The 16015-nt window shown below is 72.7% G+C and carries 12 protein-coding genes; 5 read left to right on the forward strand and 7 right to left on the reverse strand.

The window, feature by feature from the left end; all coding sequences use genetic code 11:
- Positions 1-8: 8 nt before the first annotated feature.
- Together F7Q99_RS04135 and F7Q99_RS04140 are read left to right on the forward strand one after the other, a co-directional pair.
- Positions 9-2087: a S9 family peptidase gene (locus F7Q99_RS04135; protein WP_326846242.1), complete on the forward strand. Its 2079-nt coding sequence runs from the start codon at positions 9-11 to the stop codon at positions 2085-2087.
- Positions 2088-2265: 178 nt separating this feature from the next.
- Positions 2266-4650 (forward strand): immune inhibitor A domain-containing protein, encoded by a 2385-nt coding sequence (locus tag F7Q99_RS04140; protein ID WP_153460103.1) that lies wholly within the window; start codon positions 2266-2268, stop codon positions 4648-4650.
- Positions 4651-4793: 143 nt separating this feature from the next.
- Here F7Q99_RS04140 and F7Q99_RS04145 read toward each other — a convergent pair whose 3' ends face one another.
- From F7Q99_RS04145 to F7Q99_RS04165, 5 genes are read right to left on the reverse strand one after another with little or no spacing between them, the layout of a single operon-like run.
- Entirely contained in the window at positions 4794-5807 is a 1014-nt protein-coding gene (locus F7Q99_RS04145; protein ID WP_153460104.1) for an ABC transporter ATP-binding protein, read from the reverse strand.
- Positions 5768-6766, reverse strand: coding sequence for an ABC transporter ATP-binding protein (locus F7Q99_RS04150; RefSeq protein ID WP_153460105.1), 999 nt, complete (start codon positions 6764-6766; stop codon positions 5768-5770). Before F7Q99_RS04150 ends, F7Q99_RS04145 begins: the two co-directional genes overlap by 40 nt.
- Positions 6766-7752: an ABC transporter permease gene (locus F7Q99_RS04155; RefSeq protein ID WP_326846244.1), complete on the reverse strand. Its 987-nt coding sequence runs from the start codon at positions 7750-7752 to the stop codon at positions 6766-6768. Before F7Q99_RS04155 ends, F7Q99_RS04150 begins: the two co-directional genes overlap by 1 nt.
- Positions 7749-8708: an ABC transporter permease gene (locus F7Q99_RS04160; protein ID WP_153460106.1), complete on the reverse strand. Its 960-nt coding sequence runs from the start codon at positions 8706-8708 to the stop codon at positions 7749-7751. The genes F7Q99_RS04155 and F7Q99_RS04160 overlap by 4 nt, the downstream gene beginning before the upstream one ends.
- Before the next feature lie 10 nt (positions 8709-8718).
- Positions 8719-10470, reverse strand: coding sequence for an ABC transporter substrate-binding protein (locus tag F7Q99_RS04165; protein ID WP_153460107.1), 1752 nt, complete (start codon positions 10468-10470; stop codon positions 8719-8721).
- 214 nt (positions 10471-10684) lie between these two features.
- Here F7Q99_RS04165 and F7Q99_RS04170 point away from each other — a divergent pair, with 214 nt between their 5' ends.
- Positions 10685-12133 carry an aminopeptidase P family protein gene (locus F7Q99_RS04170; protein ID WP_326846245.1) on the forward strand — a complete coding sequence of 483 codons (1449 nt, stop codon included), beginning with the start codon at positions 10685-10687 and terminating at the stop codon, positions 12131-12133.
- Positions 12134-12236: 103 nt separating this feature from the next.
- On the opposite strand, the gene F7Q99_RS04175 is transcribed toward F7Q99_RS04170, so the two are convergent.
- Positions 12237-12863: a response regulator gene (locus tag F7Q99_RS04175; RefSeq protein ID WP_153460108.1), complete on the reverse strand. Its 627-nt coding sequence runs from the start codon at positions 12861-12863 to the stop codon at positions 12237-12239.
- Positions 12860-14062, reverse strand: a complete 1203-nt coding sequence (locus F7Q99_RS04180) for a sensor histidine kinase (protein WP_153460109.1) — start codon at positions 14060-14062, stop codon at positions 12860-12862. Before F7Q99_RS04180 ends, F7Q99_RS04175 begins: the two co-directional genes overlap by 4 nt.
- Positions 14063-14225: 163 nt before the next feature.
- Here F7Q99_RS04180 and F7Q99_RS04185 point away from each other — a divergent pair, with 163 nt between their 5' ends.
- Both F7Q99_RS04185 and F7Q99_RS04190 read left to right on the forward strand, forming a co-directional pair.
- Positions 14226-15302 (forward strand): ABC transporter permease, encoded by a 1077-nt coding sequence (locus F7Q99_RS04185; protein ID WP_326846246.1) that lies wholly within the window; start codon positions 14226-14228, stop codon positions 15300-15302.
- Positions 15299-15979, forward strand: a complete 681-nt coding sequence (locus F7Q99_RS04190) for an ABC transporter ATP-binding protein (protein ID WP_153460111.1) — start codon at positions 15299-15301, stop codon at positions 15977-15979. The genes F7Q99_RS04185 and F7Q99_RS04190 overlap by 4 nt, the downstream gene beginning before the upstream one ends.
- Positions 15980-16015: the final 36 nt, after the last annotated feature.

Raw genomic sequence — 16015 nt, forward strand, 5'->3', positions numbered from 1 at the left:
ATCGGGCCGTGACCATCACCGACCCCTTCCTCTCCCTCAGCGCCCGTACCGGCCGGTTCACCTACGGTGCTCCGCGTGCGGCCGGTCTCAGCGAGGACGGCACCCGGCTGCTGCTGCTCCGATCGACCGGTCCGGAGGATCCGGTCGACCGCCTCCACCTGCTCGACACCGCCACCGACCACGAGCGCCTGATCGCCGACCCCGCTGTGCTCGTCCCCGGCCGCACCGGCCACCGCGACGACCTGCCCACCGTCGAGCGGCGGCTGCGCGAACGCACCCGGCTCGTCGCCGCCGGCATCGGCACGTACGCGGCCACCGCCGACCTCGCCGTCGCCGTCCTCACCCTCGACGGGCGGCTCTTCCGCGCGGACACCGCCACCGGCAGCTGCACCGAACTGCCCACCGCGGGGCCCGCGTTCGACCCCCGGCCGGACGCCACCGGCCGGCGCGTCGCCTACGTCTGCGACGACGCCCTGTACGTCACCCCCGACAAAGCGCCGCTCTCCCCCGCCGACGGCGCCCGCTGGGGCGTCGCCGAGTTCGCCGCCGCCGAGGAGCTCGGCCGCTCCCGTGGCCACTGGTGGCGCCCGGACGGCGGCGCGCTGCTCGCCGCCCGGGTGGACGAATCCGCCCTGCCCCGGCGGTACTTCGCCGACCCGGCCAGCCCCGGCGAACCCGCCGAGGACTTCGCCTACCCGCAGGCCGGCGGCCCCAACGCCGACGTCCAGCTCTGGGTCCTCGGCCTCGACCGCACCCGCGTCCGGCTGCGCTGGGACGACGCCGCGTTCCCGTACGTCTGCGCCGCCTCCTGGGCCGGGGACGACGAGATCCTGCTCACCGTCGCCGACCGGCTCCAGCAGAACGTGCTGCTGCTGAGCGCCTACCCGGCCACCGGCGAGACCCGCGAACTCTCCCGCACCACCGACGAGTTCTGGGTCGACGACCTGCCCGGCACCCCGGCCCGCCTCACCGACGGCCGTCTGCTCACCGCCCACGACACCCCCGAGGCCCGCGGCCTCGCCCTGGACGGCAAGCCGCTGGACACGACCGGCCTGCAGATCCGCCGGGTGGTCGGCCGGCTGCGCGGCCGGCTGCTCTGCGAGACCACCGAGGGCGACCCGGCCGACCAGCACGTCCACCTGGTCGACCCGGACGGCGGCGCACCCGTGCGGATCAGCGACGGCCCCGGCACGCACTCCGCGCTCGCCGCCGCCGACACCCTGCTGCTCACCTCCGCCGACGCCGACGGCACCCGCCGCCGCCTCGTCCTCGCCGACGGCCGTGAGCTGCCGCTCGCCGACCTGAGCGCCGCCCTGCCCTACCGGGTGGTGCCCCAGCTCGCCCGGGTCACCGAACTCGGCCTGCCCACCGCCGTGGTGTACCCGCGTGACCACGTCCCCGGCCGCCGGCTGCCCGTCCTGCTGGACGTCTACGGCGGGCCCGGCTTCCAGGCCGTGGCGAGCGAGCCGCGCCGCTGGCAGCTCCGCCAGTGGTGGGCCGACCAGGGCTTCGCCGTGGTCACCACGGACAACCGGGGCACCCCGTTCGTCTCCCCCGACTTCGCCCGGGCGATCTTCCGCCGCTTCTCCCGGGTCGCGGTGGACGACCAGGTCACCGCCCTGCACGCGCTCGCCGAGCGCCACCCCGACCTCGACCTGGGCCGGGTCGGCGTGCGCGGCTGGTCGTACGGAGGCTACTTCGCCGCGCTCGCCGTGCTGCGCCGCCCGGACGTCTTCCACGCCGGCAGTGCGGGCGCCCCGCCCACCGACTTCCGGCAGTACGACACCGCGTACACCGAGCGCTACCTCGGCCTGCCACAAGACAACCCGGAGGGCTACGCGGGCGACTGCCTGATCGACGACGCCCCCTCACTGACCCGTCCGCTGCTGCTGGTCCACGGGCTGGCCGACGACAACGTCCACCCCTCGCACACCCTCCTGCTCTCCCAGGCGCTCACCCGGACCGGCCGCCCGCACCGCGTCCTGCCGCTGCCGGGCGTCACCCACATGACCCCGGGCGGGGTGAACGAGCAGGTGGCCCAGGCCGAACTGGCCTTCCTCCGGGAGGCCTTGGGCTTGACCGACTGATCCACATCCACTGACTGACCGTCAACCAGGGGCGTCGCACCGGCGTGTGCGGCGCCCTTCCGCATGCGCGCGACCCCTTCCACGTGACCCGTGACATGTGAAATATTACCTGCGCTTCACCGGAGGACTCACCGAAGGATCCCCGAAGAACCCCCATCTCCCTGAAAGGACCGGTCAGTTGCGCAGACTGTCCGCGGCCCTCGCGGCAGCGCTCACCACGAGCGCGATAGCGGCCGCCCTGCTGGGCACCCCCGCCCAGGCCGCCCCCACTCCCCCCGTCACCGTCGCCGTCGCCGACCGGGGCGACGGGGCGGGCGCCCCCGAGGCGAGCGGCGCCGAGGCCCCGCCCGCGCCGCTCGCCCCGCAGGAGCGCGAACGCCAGGCGCTTCGCACCAAGGCCCTGGAGCAGCTCAATAAGGGCGAGGTCGCGAAGACCCCCGACCGCCGGGCCCCCGCCAAGGTGAAGATCGGCAACGACTACGTCCAACTGGCCCACCAGCGCACGGACAAGGTCTTCGTGATCCTCGCCCAGTTCGGCGACGAGGTGGACAACACCACCCTCTACAACGGCGTTCCCCGCTACGGCGGCACCCCCGGCCCGCGGCACGACCTGATCCCGAAGCCCGGCAAGGACGACAACCACACGCTGTGGGAGCGGGACTTCAACCGCGAGTACTACCAGAAGATGTTCTTCGACGACACGCCCGGCGTCGTGTCGATGCGCAACTACTACCGCACCCAGTCCTCCGGCCGGTACGACATCGAAGGCGCCGTCAGCGACTGGGTCACCGTCCCGTACAACGAGGCCCGCTACGGCAGCAACAAGGGCCCGCAGGGCTCCGGCGCCTGGACCCAGGCCCAGGAGTTCGTGCGGGACGCCGTCAAGGCCTGGTACGACGGCGAGATCGCCAAGGGCCGCAGCGTCGCCGACATCAAGGCCCAGCTCGCCCAGTACGACGTCTACGACCGCTACGACCACACCAAGACCGGCGAGTTCAACCAGCCCGACGGCTACCTCGACAACGTCATCGTCGTCCACGCGGGCGTGGACGAGACCTGGGGCGGCGGCGCGCAGGGCTCCGACGCCCTGTGGGCGCACCGCAGTTGGGCCTTCCCCGACGCCACCGGGCAGACCGGCCCGGACGGCGACAAGATCGGCGGCGTGCCGGTCGGCGACACCGGCCTCTACGTCTACGACTACGTCCAGGCCGGCGAGAACAGCGGCGTCGGCCTGTTCGCCCACGAGTACGGCCACAACCTCGGCCTGCCCGACCTGTACAGCACCACGGGCGGCGACAACAGCGTCAACTTCTGGTCGCTGATGTCCTCCGGCTCGTACCTCGGGAAGGGCCCGAACACCACCGGCGGCTACCCCGGCGACCTCGACGCCTGGAGCAAGCTCCAGTTCGGCTGGCTCAACTACGACGAGGCGCAGGCCGCCACCCGCTCCAGCCACGCGCTCGGGGTGAGCAGTTACAACACCGACCAGGCGCAGGCCGTCCTGGTCCACCTGCCGGACGGGACCACCACGACCGACCTCGCCGACCCGTACGAGGGCGCCAAGCAGTGGTGGAGCGACACCGGCGACAACCTCGACAACTCCCTCGCCCGGGACGTCGACCTGCGCACCGCCACCGGCCCGGCCGCGCTCGACGCCGCCGTCTGGTACGACACCGAACTCGACTACGACTTCCTCACCGTCGAGGCCTCCACCGACCAGGGCAAGCACTGGACCTCCCTCGGCGGCACGATCGACGGCGCGCCGATCGGCAGGACCAGCGCCAACACCCCCGGCATGAGCGGCACTTCCGGCACCTACAAGAAGCTGCACATCCCGCTCGACGGGTACACGGGGCAGCAGGTCCGGCTGCGCTTCCACGTCACCTCGGACGGCAACACCCACGGCAAGGGCGTCCTGGTCGACGCCGTGAAGATCACCGCCGGCGGCACCGAGCTGTTCTCCGACGGCGCCGAGAACGGCACCAACGGCTGGACGCCCACCGGGTTCGCGATCATCACGGGCCGCAGCGCCGTCAAGCAGCACCCGCGCGCGTACCTCGCGGAGAACCGCCGCTACACCGGGTATGGCGCGTTCCTGAAGACCGGCCCGTACAACTTCGGGTACGGCGGCGTCGCAGGCAAGGCCGACGTCGTCGACAACTACCCGTACCAGGAGGGCGTCCTGATCTGGCTCTGGGACACCTCGTACGCCGACAACAACACCAAGGACCACCCCGGCGGCGGGCTGATCCTGCCGATCGACGCGCACCCGACGCCGATCCGCTTCGCCGACGGCACCCTGGTCAACGGGCGGGCGCAGACCTTCGACGCGCCGTTCTCGCTCAAGCCGACCACGCCGTTCACCCTGCACAAGGGCGGCGTCGCGGTGCGGATCCCGTCCGAGCCGGGCGTCCCGGTGTTCAACGACCACACCGGTGTGTACAACGACCCGGCCACTCCGCAGCTCTCGGTGAAGGTGCCGGACACCAACACCAGGATCGAGGTCGTCCGGGAGTCCAAGGGCGGGCGGATCACCACCGTCCGGGTGGGCCCGGCCTCCTGACACCGTCATGGGAAAGGCCCCGGGCCCCCGACGTGCAGGGGGCCCGGGGCAGTCTCGTGCTCACCGGTCATGGGGGTGGAACCCGGTCGGACGCGGCCCTCGTGAGGTTCCCCGCCGCGTCCGACCGGGGGTATCGGGGAGGCTCAGGCCTCCGGGAAGTGGCAGGCCGCCTCCCGGCCGCCCGGCCCGGCGATCCGCAGCAGCGGCCGTTCGGTCCGGCAGAGCTCCTGCGCCTTCGGGCAGCGCGGGTGGAAGGTGCAGCCGGACGGCGGGTTCGCCGGGCTCGGCGGGTCGCCGAGCAGGACGATCCGTTCGCGCGCCCGCTCCGCCGCCGGGTCGGGCAGCGGCACCGCGGACAGCAACGCCTTGGTGTACGGGTGCGCGGGGTTGCCGTACACCTGGGCCTTGTCGCCGATCTCGACGATCCGGCCCAGGTACATCACGGCGACCCGGTCGCAGACCCGCTTGACGACCGAGAGGTCGTGCGCGATGAAGACGTACGCCAGGCCCAGCTCCCGCTGCAACTGCTCCATCAGGTTGACGACTTGGGCCTGGATGGACACGTCCAGCGCCGACACCGGCTCGTCGGCGATCACCAGCTTCGGCGCGGTGGCCAGCGAGCGCGCGATGCCGATGCGCTGGGCCTGGCCGCCGGAGAACTCGTGCGGGTAGCGGTCCAGGTGCTCGGGGATCAGTCCGACGAGCTCCATCAGCTCGCCCGCCCGCTTCCGCGCCTCGGCCGCGCCCGCCCCCTGGACCAGCAGCGGCTCGGAGATGATCCGGGCCACCGTCTGCCGGGGGTTGAGCGAGGAGTAAGGGTCCTGGAACACCATCTGCAAGTGCCGCCGGTGCGGGCGCAGTTGGGCCTGGGAGAGCCCGCCGATCTCGGTGCCGTCGAAGCTGACGGTGCCCGAGGTCGGGTCCAGCAGCCGGACGATCATGCGCCCGGTGGTGGACTTGCCGCAGCCGGACTCGCCGACCAGGCCCAGCGTCTCGCCCCGGCCGACGTCGAAGCTCACCCCGTCGACGGCCCGGATCGGGGCGCCGGGCCGGCCGGTGCGCTCGCGCCGGCCGGGGAAGGTCTTCACCAGGTCCCGTACCGAGAGCAGGGTGTCGGTCACGGTCGCGCTCCTTCCGGCACCAGCGGCAGGTGGCAGGCGGCCTGGTGGCCGGGGGCGAGCGGGTCGAGCTCGGGGCGTTCGGCCAGGCAGCGGGCGTGTTCCTCGGCGGTCGCGGCGGTGGTGCGGGCGCAGCGCGGCGCGAAGGAGCAGCCGGGGGCGGGGGCGATCAGCGACGGCGGGCTGCCGGGGATGGCGCGCAGCGGAGCGTCGTCGGTGTCGTCGAGGCGGGGCAGCGAGTCGAGCAGGCCGCGGGTGTACGGGTGCGCGGGGGCGCCGAACAGCCGGTCCACCGGGGCCTGTTCGGCGGCCCGACCGCCGTACATGACCAGTACCTCGTGCGCGACCCGGGCGACCACGCCGAGGTCGTGGGTGATCATCACGACGCCGAGGCCGCGGTCCTGCTGGATCCGGGCGATCAGGTCGAGGATCTGGGCCTGCACGGTGACGTCGAGGGCCGTGGTGGGCTCGTCGGCGATCAGCAGGTCGGGCTCGCAGGCGAGCGCCATGGCGATCATGACGCGCTGGCGCATGCCGCCGGAGAACTGGTGCGGGTACTCGTCGACCCGGCGGGCCGGTTCGGGGATGCCGACCTCGGCGAGCATCTCGACGGCGCGCTCCCGGCCGGCCCTTCGGGAGGCCCTGAAGTGCACCCGGTAGTGCTCGGCGATCTGCTCCCCGACGGTGTAGAAGGGGTGCAGGCTGGACAGCGGATCCTGGAAGATCATCGCGATCCGGCGGCCCCGGACGGCGCCCAGTTCCCGCTCGCCGAGCCCGCCCAGCTCCCGCCCGTCGAGCCGGATCGAGCCGGTGACGGCGGCGTCGCGGTGCAGCCCCATGACGGCCAGCGAGGTGACGGACTTCCCGCTGCCGGACTCGCCGACCAGTCCGAGGGTGCGCCCGGCCTCGACGGTGAAGGAGATGCCGTCCACCGCCCGGACGGCGCCCCGGGGCGTGTCGAAAAGGACCTTGAGGTCCTCGACCTCCAGCAGGGACATCAGTACCTCACTCTCGGGTCGACGTACGCGTAGAGCAGATCGACCAGCAGGTTCGCGGCGACGATGAAGGTGGCCGCGAGCAGGGTGACACCGAGGATGACGGGCTGGTCGGAGCGGACCAGCGCGTCGTAGAAGAGCCGGCCGACCCCGGGCAGTCCGAAGATGGACTCGGTGATGACGGCACCGGCCAGCAGCCCGCCGAGGTCCATGCCGAAGATGGTGAGGATGGGCGTCATCCCCGAGCGCAGCCCGTGCTTGACGGCGACGGTGCGGGCCGGCAGGCCCTTGGCCCGGGCGGTGCGGATGTACGGCTCGGCCATCGCCTCGATCATCGAGTTGCGGCTCTGCCGGGCGTACATGGCCGCGTACAGCAGGGCCAGGGCGGTCCACGGCAGCAGCAGGTTGGAGGCCCACTCGACCGGGTTCCCGGCGAACTCGTGGTACGCCGGGTAGGGCAGCAGCCCGGCCGTCCTGACGACGCCCCAGATCAGCATGATCGAGGTGAAGTAGACCGGCAGCGAAGCGGCGCCGACCGAGAGCACCATCAGCGTCCGGTCGGTGACGCCGCCCTTGCGCAGCGCCGACGTCACGCCCGCGCCGAGGCCGAGGACCAGCCAGAGCACGGCCGCGCCGACGGCGAGCGAGACGGAGACCGGCAGACGGTCGGTGAGCAGGTCCCAGACCGGCAGCGAGTACTCGTAGGAGTAGCCGAGGCACGGGAATCCGCAGTGGGTGGCACTGGGCCCGCTGCCGTAGTCGCGCCCGGCGAAGATGCCGGTGACGTAGGTGGCGAACTGCGCCCAGACCGGCCTGTCCAGGCCCATCGCGGCCTTGACCTCGGCGACCCGTTCGGGGCTGCAGGTCTTGCCGCAGGCGGCCGCGGCCGGGTCGGCGGGCAGCAGGTAGAAGATGGTGAAGGTGATCGCGCAGATGGCGAGCAGGATGCCGACGGCGCCGAGCAGCCGACGGGCGAGGTAGAGGATCACGACCGGCCCGCCTTGGGGTCGAGGATGTCGCGCAGCGCGTCGCCGAGCAGGGTGAAGGCGAGCACGGCGAGGAACAGGAAGGCCGTCGGGATCAGGAAGTACGTCGGGTCGGTCTCGTAGAAGCTGATGCTCTCGGCGATCATCTGGCCCCAGGAGGGGGTCGGCGGGCGCACTCCCACGCCGAGGTAGCTGAGCGCGGCCTCGGTGGCGATCATGCCGGGGACGAGCAGCGTGGTGTAGGCGATGATCGGGCCGGAGACGTTGGGCAGGATCTCGCGGGCGAGGATCCGCCAGGAGCGGGCACCGCCGACCTTGGCGGCCTCCACGTACTCGCGGTGTTTGAGCGAGAGGGTCTGGCCGCGGACCACGCGGGCGATGCCTGGCCAACCGAACAGGCCGATCACCAGGGTCATCAGCAGGATCCGGTTGACGTCCTTGGCGACCGACATCATCGAGATCATGAAGATCAGGGAGGGGAAGGACATGGTGAGGTCCATCAGCCGGGAGAGCACGGCGTCGGTCCGGCCGCCGAAGTAGCCGGCCGCGATCCCGGTCAGGGTGCCGGCGACCACGACCACCGCGGTGGCGGTGAAGGCGATCAGCAGCGAGACCTGGCCGCCGTGCAGGACCCGGGCGAACAGGTCGCGCCCGGTCGCGGGTTCGACGCCCAGCCAGTGCCGGGTGCCGACTCCGCCGAAGTCGCCGATCGGCAGGCCGCCGAGGTAGGGATCGATCGCGCGCTTGTCGAACTCCTCGGGGGACCAGCCGCCGAGCGCGCTCAACGGGCCGGCCAGTGCGGCCAGCAGGACCAGGAGGGCGACGGTGACCAGGCCGAACCGGGCCGAGCCCCTGGCCCACAGCTGGTCCCAGACCAGCCGCCAGGGCCCGCGGCCGGCGGCCTTCGCGGGGCCCGGCACCGCGACCGGCGCGGCGACGGGCTCAGTGGTGGCACTCATCGGACGGCCCTCAGCCCTGGCTCTTGGAGGGGTCCTTGAGACCGATGGTGGCGAAGTCCCACTGACCGGTCCACACCGGGTGGCCGAAGGCCCCGGCCACGTTGGTGCCGGCCAGCAGCGGGCGGCGCTGCCAGAGCATCGGCACGGTGGGCGCCTTCTTCAGCAGGTCCCCGTCGAGCTGGAGCCACGCCTTGTTGGCCTCGGCGACGTCGGCCATCGCGTTGATCTGGTCGATCCGCTCCGAGGTGGCCTGGTCGCGGAACTGCTCGACGTTGCCCTGGTTGCCCTTCTCCTTGATGGTGCGGCCGTCGAAGACCATCGGCAGGAAGGTGGCACCCGACGGGTAGTCCGGGCACCAGCCGAGGATGGCGAGGTCCGGCGCGTTCTTGGTGTCGCCGATGGTGTCGTAGTACACCGACGGATCGGCGGTGGTGATGGTGACCTGGATGCCGACCTTGGCCAGTGACTGCTGGAGTGCCTCGGCCCGGGTCTTGTCACCGGAGGAGACGGTCAGCGAGACCTTGAGGTCGCTCTTGCCGGCCTCCTTGAGCAGTTGCTTGGCCTTCTCCGGGTCGCCCGTCGGGGCGATCTTCATGGCGTCCTGCTTGGTGCCGCCGGTCAGCGCGGGCGGCAGGTAGGAGGTGGCCACGTCGGCCATCGCCGGGCCGCCGTTCGCGGTGACCTGGCCCTCCCGGTCCACCGCGTACAGCAGTGCCTCGCGCACCTTCGGGTCGTCGAACGGCGCCTTGGAGGTGTTGGGGTAGAGCATGTCGGTGCAGCCCTGCTGCTCGGCGATCAGCCGGGACTTCACGTCCGGCTTGGGCAGCACCTTGGGGATCGACTCGGGGCGCAGGCCCATCCACTCGACCGCGGAGGCGTCCGCGCCCTCGCTCGCGATGATCCGGTCGTCGACCTGGCCGCCCTTGAGGCCCTGGGTGACCACGATCCTGTCCGGGTAGGCCTTGCGGACGGGGTCGGTGGCCTGGTCCCAGTTGGTGTTGCGGACCAGCGTCAGCTGCTTGCCACGGTCGTAGGTCTCGATCCGGTACGGGCCGGAGGAGAACGGGCGCAGGTCGTACTGGGTGCCCTTGTCCTGGGACTGCGGCACGGGCGAGAAGGTCGGCAGGGTCGCGGTGTACGAGAACTCGGCGACCGGGCGCTTGAGGTGGAAGACGACGGTCTTGTCGTCCGGGGTCTCGATGCTGGCCAGGTGCTCGCCGTTCAGCGGACCCTTGTAGTTCTCGCCGCCGGCCAGGTACTGCTGGGCGTAGTCGGGGCCGCCGGTGAGGTCCGGAGCGAAGGAGCGCTCGACGTTGTACTTGATGTCGGCGGCCTTGATCGGGGTGCCGTCCTCGTACTTGACGCCGTCCTTGAGGGTGAAGGTCCAGGTCTTCCCGCCGTCGGAGGACCTGCCGAGGTCGGTGGCGAGGTCGGGGACGATCTCGCTGCCGGCGGCGCCCGGTTCGGCCTTGAAGGTGACCAGGGTGCGGTAGAGCAGCCGGATGCCGAAGTCCATGTTCGGCATGGTCCAGTTGCGGGCCGGGTCGAGGTGGGCGAAGTCCTGGTTGGAGAGCACGGTGAGGGTGCCGCCCCTGACCGGAGTGCCGCCGACGACCGTTCCCGAGGCCGCGCCGGGGGCCTTGGTGCTGCCGGCCGCCGTGTCGCCGCCGCTGTCGCTCTTGTCGTTCTTGCAGGCCCCGAGGCCGAGGGTGAGGGTCGCCGCGAGGGCCGCCGCGAGGGCGGCGTGGGTGCGCCTGGTCATGTTGCAACTCCGGTGTGGGGGGCCTGCGGTGAAGGCCCGTCGTCCGCCCCGGGGCTGGTCCGGGGTCGACCGGGAGGGGACCGTCGAGGTCTGGCCGCTCCGCGGTGTGACCCGTAACATAGTAATGTGAAATTGCACTCCACAAGAGGCGGCGCTGCCCGTTACCGAGCTGTGTCCGGGCCACACCTCCCCTGTCCCGTATAGGAGTTCACCGGTGACCTTCCGTCAGGCAGACCTCGACACCGGGAGCCACGACCTCCCCGTCTCGCCCGCGCTGGACGCCTTCATGGGCACTCGGTGGGCCGCGAGCCCGCTCCCCGCCGACCGGCGCGTCCCCGGTCACTCCCGGTTCCCCGGCCGCCGCGCCCGGCTCTCCGCCGCCTTCCCCGGCGAGCGGCTCGTCGTCCCGGCCGGCCGGCTCAAGGTCCGCTGCAACGACCTGGACCACCGTTTCCGGCCCCACAGCGCGTACGCCTGGCTCACCGGCCTCACCGGCGAGGACCAGGCCGACCACGTCCTCGTCCTCGAACCGGCGGGCCCGGCGGGACACGAGCCGGTGCTCTACCTGCGCCCCCGTTCCCCGCGCGACGGTGCCGAGTTCTACCGCGACCGCCGCTACGGCGAGTTCTGGGTCGGCCGCCGCCCCGACCTCGCCGAGGCCGCACAGCTCACCGGCCTGCGCACCGAACACCTCGACGACCTGGGCAAGTTGTTCACGGGGTCGCAGCCGCCCACCCGGGTGCTGGCCGGCGTCGACCCGTTCGTCGACGCCGGCCGACCAAGCCGTGATCCTCTCGCGGATGGCGAACTTGCGGCCGTCCTCTCGGAGTTGCGCCTCGTCAAGGACACCTGGGAGATCGACCAGCTCCAACTCGCGGTCGACCACACCGTTTTGGGCTTCGAGGACGTCGTCCGCGCCCTCCCCGCCGCCCTGCGCCACCCGCGCGGCGAACGCTGGATCGAAGGCGTCTTCGACCTCCGCGCCCGCGCCGAGGGCAACGGCACCGGCTACACCACCATCGCCGCCTCCGGCGCCCACGCCTGCGTCCTGCACTGGATCCGCAACGACGGCGCCCTCGACCCGGGCGCCCTGCTCCTCCTCGACGCCGGCGTCGAGACCGACACCCTCTACTCCGCCGACATCACCCGCACCCTCCCGCTTGGCGGCACCTTCTCACCCGTCCAGCGCCAGGCCTACGAACTCGTCCTCGCCGCCCAGACCGCCGGCATCGCCGCCCTGCGCCCCGGCGCCCGCTTCCGCGACTTCCACCAGGCCGCCATGCGGGTCATCGCCGAAGGCCTCGCCGACTGGGGCGTGCTGCGCATCCCCGCCGACCAGGCCCTCGCCGAGGACAACGGCCTCCACCGCCGCTACACCCTCTGCGGCAGCGGCCACATGCTCGGCCTCGACTACCACGACTGCGCCAAGGCCCGCGCCGACCGCTACCTCGACGGCACCCTGGAGGAGGGTATGGTCCTCACCGTCGAGCCCGGCCTCTACCTCCAACCCGACGACGAGACCCTCCCCTTGGAGCTACAAGGCCTGGGCATCCGCATCGAGGACGACCTCGTGATCACTTCCGACGGCGCCCGCCTGATGTCCGACGCCCTCCCGAGGACGGCCGAGGAGATCGAGTCCTGGATGGCCGACCTCCTGAGCTGAGCGCAAGGGCAAGGGGATCAGGTAACGAGGATGCCGGGCTGCCTCCCGCAGGACGGGCACAGCTGCACGCCGCCCGGGCGGCGAGGCCCCACCCTGTGCCGCCCTACCGGATCAGCCCCCGCCCCCGCGCCTCCCGCACCGCCGCCGTCCGCGAGTCCACCCCCAGCTTCGTGTAGATGTGCACCAGGTGCGACTTCACCGTGGCCTGGCTGAGGTGCAGCCGCTGGCTGACCTGCTGGTTGGTCAGCCCGTCCGCGACCAGCCCCAGCACCTCCGTCTCCCGCGCGCTGAGCGCCGCCGCAGGCGTGCGCATCCGTGCCAGCAGCCGGTCCGCGACGGTCGGTGCGAGCGCCGGGCGGCCCGCCGCGGCGGCGCGCACGGCACTGGCCAGGTCCTCCGGCGGGGCGTCCTTGAGCAGGTACCCGGTGGCGCCCGCCTCCAGGGCGGGCAGGGTGTCGGCGTCGGTGTCGTACGTGGTGACGACGAGCACCCGCGGCGCGCCCGCCCGGGCGGTGATCGCGGCGGTCGCCTGGGCGCCGTTCATGGCCGAGCCGGGCCCGAACTGGAGGTCCATCAGGACGACGTCCACCTCGCCCTCGCCCGCCAGCTCGACGGCCCGTTCGGCCGTCGCCGCCTCCGCGACGATCGTGAAGTCCGCTTCGCTCTCCAGGACAGCCCGCAGCCCGGCCCGCACGACCGGGTGGTCGTCCGCCAACAGCAGCCGAATCATGCACCCACCTCCGTCACCGGCAGCAGCACCGCGAGCGCGGTCCCCCGGCCGGGCGCCGACTCCACCGTGAACGTACCGCCGAGCGCCCGTGCCCGGGCCCGCATCGACGGCAGCCCGAATCCGCCGTCGTCCCCGCCGGGGCGGCCGGCGACCGCCGCCGGGTCGAACCCGGCCCCGTCGTCGAACACGTCCAGTGCCACTTCACCCTCCATGTAGCTGAGCGTCACCTCGGCGTTCGAGGCCCGGGCGTGCCGGACGGTGTTGCCGAGCGCCGACTGCGCGATCCGCAGCAGCGCGACCTCCTGCGGCACCGGCAGCCGCACCGGTTCCCCGGAGACGTGCAGGTGGACGGGCAGGTCGCTGTGCGCAGTCGTGGTCGCGCACAGCCGCTCCAGCGCGACGGGCAGCGGGTCGCCGTCCAGCGCGGGCGGGGTGAGGGCGCGGACGAACCGCCGGGCCTCGTCGAGGTTGTCCTGGGCGGCCTGCCGGGCCTGCTCGACGTAGCCGGCGGCGGCCTCGGTGCGCTCGGGCAGGGCCCGCTGGGCGGCGCGCAGGAGCAGCTGGATGCTGCTGAGGCTCTGGGCGAGGGTGTCGTGGATCTCCCGGGCGAGGCGTTCGCGTTCGGCCATGACCCCGGCGGTGTGGTGGGCGGCGGCCAGGTCCGCACGGGCGGCGGTCAGCTCGTCGATGAGCCGGCGGCGCTGCTCGCTCTCCCGGTAGAGCGCCTGGTAGCCGAGCACGGTCGCGGTGGCGACGGCCGCGCCGAGCGCGGGTCCGATCGCGGCTGCCAGGCTGAAGGTGTGCTGGTGCCAGGACCAGGCGGCGATCGCCGCGGCTACGGTCAGCCCGACGGCGACCGGCCCGCCGCGGCGCCCGAGCAGGTGCAGTTCGAGGAAGTACAGCGGGAAGGCCAGCCACACCCCGTCCTGGGTGGTGACCAGCACACCCGCCCACGTGAGGCCGAGCAGCGCCAGCCACAGCGCGGCCGCCCGGCGCGACCGCCGGACGGCGGCTAGCCTCGGCCCGGCCGCGTAGACGGCGGCCATCGCGGTGGCGGCGGCGATGACGGCCGCCGGGTCGCCGTCCCGGCCGGCGGCGGCGCGGGCGACGGCGAGGACGAGGAGGCCCGCCACGAGCAGGTGCAGGCAGACCTGGAGGACGCGGGCGACGGGGGTGGTGCGGGAACGTTCGGTCGCCATCCGGCCAGCCTAAGTTCCGCGCCGGGGTGTCGGCATCAATCAAAAGGTTGAAATCCGCTTCTGCCCTTCGATGCCGAGGATGCAATCCCGGGTGCGATGCCCGCGGGCCCCTCTCTCCACGACGGTGTACAGCGAACAGTCGTCATGCGCAGAAAGGCCCGTCGTGTTCGTCGCCTGGAGGGATCTGGGGTTCGCCAAGGGGCGGTTCGCCCTGATGGGGACCGTCATCGTGCTGATCACCGTGCTGGTCGGCCTGCTGTCCGGGCTGACCGCCGGGCTCGGCCGGCAGAACATCTCGGCGATCACCGGCCTGCCCGCCGACCATCTCGTCTTCTCCCGCCCCGCCGACGGTCAGAAGCTCTCCTTCACCGACTCCCAGCTCACCCCGGAGCAGTGGCAGGCCTGGTCGCGCGAGCCCGGTGTCACCTCCGCCCAGCCGCTCGGCATCACGACCACCAAGGCCGCCGCCGGGCAGCGCACCGCCGCCCTCTCCGCGTTCGGCGTCCCGGACGGCTCCGGGCTGGCGCCGCAGGGCGAGCGGATCGGCCCCGGCCGGGCGGTGCTGTCGAGGACCGCCGCCGAGAACCTCGGCGGCCTGACCCCGGGCGCCGAGTTCACCCTGGCCGGCCACCGCCTCCAGGTCGCCGCCGTCGACGGCGACGCCGCGTACAGCCACACCCCGGTGATCTGGACCAGCCTGGCCGACTGGCAGCAGCTCGCCCCCGGCGGCGCCGGCCACGCCACCGTCATCGCCCTGACCACCGCCACCGGCGCCGACCTCGGCGCGGCCGACGCCCGCCACGGCACCGAGACCCGTACCCGCGACGACGCGCTCGCCGCGATCGGCTCCTACACCTCCGAGAACGGCTCGCTCCAGCTGATGCGCGGCTTCCTGTTCGCCATCTCCGCCCTGGTGATCGGCGCGTTCTTCACCGTCTGGACGATCCAGCGCAGCGGCGACATCGCGGTGCTCAAGGCTCTCGGCGCCTCCACCCGCTACCTGCTGCGGGACGCGCTCGGCCAGGCCGTCCTGCTGCTGGTGCTCGGCACCGCCCTCGGCACCGCCGTCGCCCTGGGCCTCGGCGCGCTGATCGGCTCCGCCGTGCCGTTCGTCCTGGACGCCCCGACCGTCCTGTTCCCGGCCGCCGTGATGATCGCCCTCGGCGCGGTCGGCGCGGCCCTGTCCATCCGCCGGATCACCTCCGTCGACCCGCTGACCGCCCTGGGGAGCGCCCGATGACCCTGACCCTCGACCGCGTCACCCTCACCTACCCGGACGGCGACGGCCGGCTCACGGCCCTCGACGACGTCTCGCTGACCGTCCCCGAGGGCACCGTCACGGCCGTGGTCGGCCCGTCCGGCTCCGGCAAGTCCAGCCTGCTGGCGGTCGCCGCCACCCTCATCACCCCCGACTCCGGCCGGGTCGTGGTGGACGGCACGGACACCACCGGCCTCGGCCGCGCCGAACTGACCGCGCTGCGCCGCACCCGCATCGGCATTGTCTTCCAGCAGGCCAACCTGCTGCCGTCCCTCTCGGCGGTCGAGCAGCTCCAGGTGATGGCCCACCTCGACGGCCGCTCCCCGCGCGGTGCCCTCCCCCGGGCGCTGGAACTGCTGGATGCCGTCGGCCTCCGCGACCAGGCCGGCCGTCGCCCGCACCAGCTGTCCGGCGGTCAGCGCCAACGCGTGAACATCGCACGGGCGTTGATGAACGACCCGAAGGTGCTCCTGATCGACGAACCCACCAGCGCCTTGGACCACGAGCGGGGTTCCGCCGTCCTCGACCTGATCACCACGCTGACCCACGAACGGTCAACGGCCACCGTCCTGGTCACCCACGACCGCACCCGCCTGGCCTCGGTGGACCACATCGCCGAAGTCCACGACGGCCGACTGACGGTACCTGCAGCGGCCTGAGCTACTTCTTCGCGGCGAGCACGTCGTCCACCGCCG

This window comes from Streptomyces kaniharaensis (genome assembly GCF_009569385.1).
Classification (GTDB): Bacteria; Actinomycetota; Actinomycetes; order Streptomycetales; family Streptomycetaceae; genus Kitasatospora; species Kitasatospora kaniharaensis.

Bases quoted from the DNA above. Each gene is read 5' to 3' on its own strand.
- F7Q99_RS04150 (WP_153460105.1), bottom strand. From the start codon at position 6,766: ATGTCCCTGCTGGAGGTCGAGGACCTCAAGGTCCTTTTCGACACGCCC.
- F7Q99_RS04160 (WP_153460106.1), bottom strand. From the start codon at position 8,708: ATGAGTGCCACCACTGAGCCCGTCGCCGCGCCGGTCGCGGTGCCGGGC.
- F7Q99_RS04165 (WP_153460107.1), bottom strand. From the start codon at position 10,470: ATGACCAGGCGCACCCACGCCGCCCTCGCGGCGGCCCTCGCGGCGACC.
- F7Q99_RS04175 (WP_153460108.1), bottom strand. From the start codon at position 12,863: ATGATTCGGCTGCTGTTGGCGGACGACCACCCGGTCGTGCGGGCCGGG.
- F7Q99_RS04180 (WP_153460109.1), bottom strand. From the start codon at position 14,062: ATGGCGACCGAACGTTCCCGCACCACCCCCGTCGCCCGCGTCCTCCAG.
- F7Q99_RS04190 (WP_153460111.1), top strand. From the start codon at position 15,299: ATGACCCTGACCCTCGACCGCGTCACCCTCACCTACCCGGACGGCGAC.